This is a genomic window from Acinetobacter sp. YH12097 (assembly GCF_013419225.1).
In the GTDB taxonomy this organism is placed as follows: Bacteria; Pseudomonadota; Gammaproteobacteria; order Pseudomonadales; family Moraxellaceae; genus Acinetobacter; species Acinetobacter amyesii.
This window is the reverse complement of record NZ_VPAN01000086.1, coordinates 1-3479: the sequence shown is the minus strand read 5'-3', so window position 1 is coordinate 3479 and position 3479 is coordinate 1. Positions and strand designations below refer to the sequence as shown.

At 36.4% G+C, this 3479-nt stretch carries 2 protein-coding genes and 1 pseudogene; 1 reads left to right on the top strand and 2 read right to left on the bottom strand.

The annotated features are described in order from the left end of the window. Positions 1–762 (bottom strand): annotated as a pseudogene (locus FTU37_RS16420) (IS3-like element ISAba14 family transposase); the annotation flags it as partial. A 277-nt stretch (positions 763–1039) separates the two neighbouring features. On the opposite strand from FTU37_RS16420, the gene FTU37_RS16415 reads away from it, so the two are divergent. Then, on the top strand, positions 1040–1828 hold the full coding sequence (locus FTU37_RS16415; RefSeq protein ID WP_038350081.1) for an aminoglycoside adenylyltransferase domain-containing protein: 789 nt from the start codon (positions 1040–1042) through the stop codon (positions 1826–1828). Positions 1829–2117: 289 nt separating this feature from the next. Here FTU37_RS16415 and FTU37_RS16410 read toward each other — a convergent pair. Next, a protein-coding gene (locus FTU37_RS16410; protein WP_119285041.1) for an IS3 family transposase occupies positions 2118–3283 on the bottom strand; the annotation gives its coding sequence in 2 pieces (ribosomal slippage) (positions 2118–3025 and positions 3025–3283; 1167 coding nt in all). Positions 3284–3479: the final 196 nt, after the last annotated feature.

Genomic DNA, 3479 nt, shown 5'->3' with positions numbered 1-3479 from the left:
ATACCCTATGCGCAAGTACCTTGCGGCTATGCCAATCAATCACAGCACATAAATAAACAAAGCCTTTTGCCATAGGGATATACGTTATATCCGTAGACCACACTTGATTACTGCGCTGAATAGCCAATCCTTTGAGCAGATATGGATATTTACGGTGAGCTTGATTAGCCTGGCTTAAATTTGGTTTGCAATATAACGCCTGAATACCCATTTTCTTCATTAAAGTACGTGTATGACGTCGTCCTATATGATGCCCTTGACGATTCAACAAATCACGCATCATACGACTGCCTGCAAAAGGATATTGCATATGTAATTCATCAATACATCGCATCAGCTTCAGATCTGATGAGCTAACAGGTTTTGGGCGATAATAATAACAACCACGAGAGACTTTCAGTAACTTAGCTTGTTTAGATACTGAAATCTGAAGTGAGTGATCGATTAACTTTTGTGGTTGAAGCGGCCCAGTTTCTTCAACACACCTTCTAAAAAATCAATTTCTAATGCCTGCTCACCGATTTTTGCATGTAACTTTTTAAGATCAATGGGAGGTTCTGATGGAGCTTTTGATTGATCGAAAGCTTGTGAGGAAGCTGAGATCAATTGATTTTTCCAGTCAATAATTTGGTTTTGATGAACATCAAACTCAGAACTCAATTCAGCAAGTGTTTTTTCTGCTTTGATCGCAGCAAGTGCTACCTTAGCCTTAAAGTCGTTTGAATGATTTCTTCTTGGTCTACGTGCCATAAAATACTCCATATATTGATGTTTATAACATCATTTGAGGAGCAGAGTATCACTTATAGGAGTTGTTCAAATTTCCGGATCCATCTCTAAGTGAGGAGGAAATGACTCTTACTATTCAGATGTTGTTTCAAGCTTTTTTTGATTGATAGAGTTTTATGTATTAAACTCTATATTGAAAGTAAATATATTGTAAAAATAGTATGTTATTTACTAATTGATTAAATTATTTACACTTATTCTGTATAATGCTCTATGAATTCATTACTTATTTTTTTAAATTAAAAATCATATGCAAAGCTTAAATGATGAAGAGTGTCGCCAAGTTGAAAGTGTAAAACAGCTTTTACAAAAAAATTTTAAAGATAAGCTTTATGCTATTTATTTATATGGTTCGTATGTTGATGGTGGTTTAAAACATAAAAGTGATCTTGATATTTTAGTTATTATTGAACGTGAAATTACCGATCAGGAAAGAAAACAATTAGCGCAGAATTTTCTAAATATATCTGTTCCGATTGGTCATGCTACAGCGCGTGCCTTAGAAATTACGATATTAGAAAAAGGGAGTATTACCAATAAAAATCATCCATATACATATCAGCTACAATATGGCGAGTGGTTGAGAGAAGAATTACTCAAAGGTGAATTACTTTATAGTCAATCTGATCCAGATATTAGTATTTTACTTAAAACTGCCCAATTACATAACATTACTATCTTTGGACCTGATATTTGCGATTGGTTAAATCCAATTAGCTATGAACAATTAATATTTGCCATGCAAAAAACTTATCCACAAATTATTGCTCATTGGAAAGACGATCAGGATGAATGTAATCAAATTTTAGCGCTATGCCGTATAGCTTATACATTAGATCATAAAACAATAGTTGCCAAGGATGTTGCTGCGACATGGTTTTTAGAATTCTTAAGTCAGATAGATCAAGACATTTTGCAACTCATAATAGATGAATATATTGGGCAAGGTCATGAGCAATGTTGGTTAGTTTTACATGATCAGCTTGCTAAAATTGTTAAAGAATTACAGCATAAAATTGAACCACTACTTTTTAACTGATGTGGAAGTAATGGATATGCTTCTTAGATTATTACCTCACTATATCTCTAAATACCGAAGAGACTTGATATTGCAAAGGGGGGCGTGGTTGGAGTTGCATGAAGATTTTAAATAAAAGCGGAGGAACTAGGGTAAAAGTTGCCAAAAAGTTTCTTCTGAAATGACTTTTATATTATGACGTTTAAGCAAAGCGGAGGTAACTCCATTGCCATAGATCTTATTCCCATTAAATTGACCATCGTAAATCTGATGTGTGCTGAATTAGCAGGAGACTTTCACTTGGGAGATTCTAGGCAGCTAACCGATAAAAGTCTTCTGCCATTTGATTTGGTGTCTTAAAATCCAAGCCTTTTTGAATTCTTCGCTGATTATAAAATAACTCTATATATTTTGTAATATCCGCTTTGGCTTCTTCCCTTGTTTTGTAGTTGCGATGATGGACTAGTTCATTTTTGAGTATGCCCCAGAAACTCTCTATCGGTGCATTATCAAAGCAGTCGCCTTTTTTGCTCATTGAACCCTGAAAATCAAATTTCTCAAGTAAGTTTCGATATTCATTACTGCAATATTGGCTGCCTCTATCTGAATGTACAATGAGATCTTTAGCAGGTTTCTGATTGCGAATAGCCATATTCAATGCATCACAAACAAGCTTGGCTGTCATGCGCTCATTTAAGCTATAGCCAACAACCTGTTTCGTGTAAAGATCTTTGACAGCTGCCAAGTACAACCAGCCCTCAGCCGTCCAAATGTAGGTAATGTCACTCGACCACGCAAGATTAGGCTTCGTCATTGAAAACTGTTGCTTGAGTAAATTGTCATAAATAGAACGGTTGTGATCACTGTTCGTGGTTCTTTTGAAACGCTTATGGCGCTTACAATACAACTGATTTGATTTTTTTATTTGGCGCACAGCATACGTACTTATTTTGATACCTTGCGCTTGTAAATGCTTGGTTAATCGAACATAGCCATAGCTTTGTTTGGTTTCTTCATGGGCTATTTTGACCAAAATTGTCTGCTGATTTCGCTGAATTGATCTTTTACTCATGCCTCGCTTTAGCCAATCATAAAAGCGAGAAACGGATACACGAAGTAATCGAGCCATTAAAATAATCGGAAATAAGTGGCTTTGCGATTTCATATAGGCGTACCTCACTGACTTTCTTTGGCAAAGTACGCTGCTGCCTTTTTTAAAAATTCACGTTCCATTTCAGCTGTTTTGAGCTGTTGTTTAAGCTTCTTATTTTCTTCGAGTAAGGCGTTTAGATCGGGCGAATACTGTTTTGTGCCTGCTAAAGTTCCAGCCTTTGCTTTGTTATTCCAGTTCGAAAGGGTTTGCATTGAAATGCCAAGTTGTCTAGCGGATTCCGATACATTACCTTGGTTCTCTTCAATGGCTTTTATGGCTTCAGCTTTAAATTCTGCGGTGTAAGTCTTCTGTTTCTTGCTCATGGTAAACTCCTAATGAGTATGTATAGTTTACCAAGTTAAACCCTCCTGTTTTTTAAGCACACATCAATAGAGTGGGAGTGACGGGCACTGGCTGGCAATGTCTAGCAACGGCAGGCATTTCGGCTGAGGGTAAAAGAACTTTCCGCTAAGCGATAGACTGTATGTAAACACAGTATTGCAAGGACGCGGAACATGC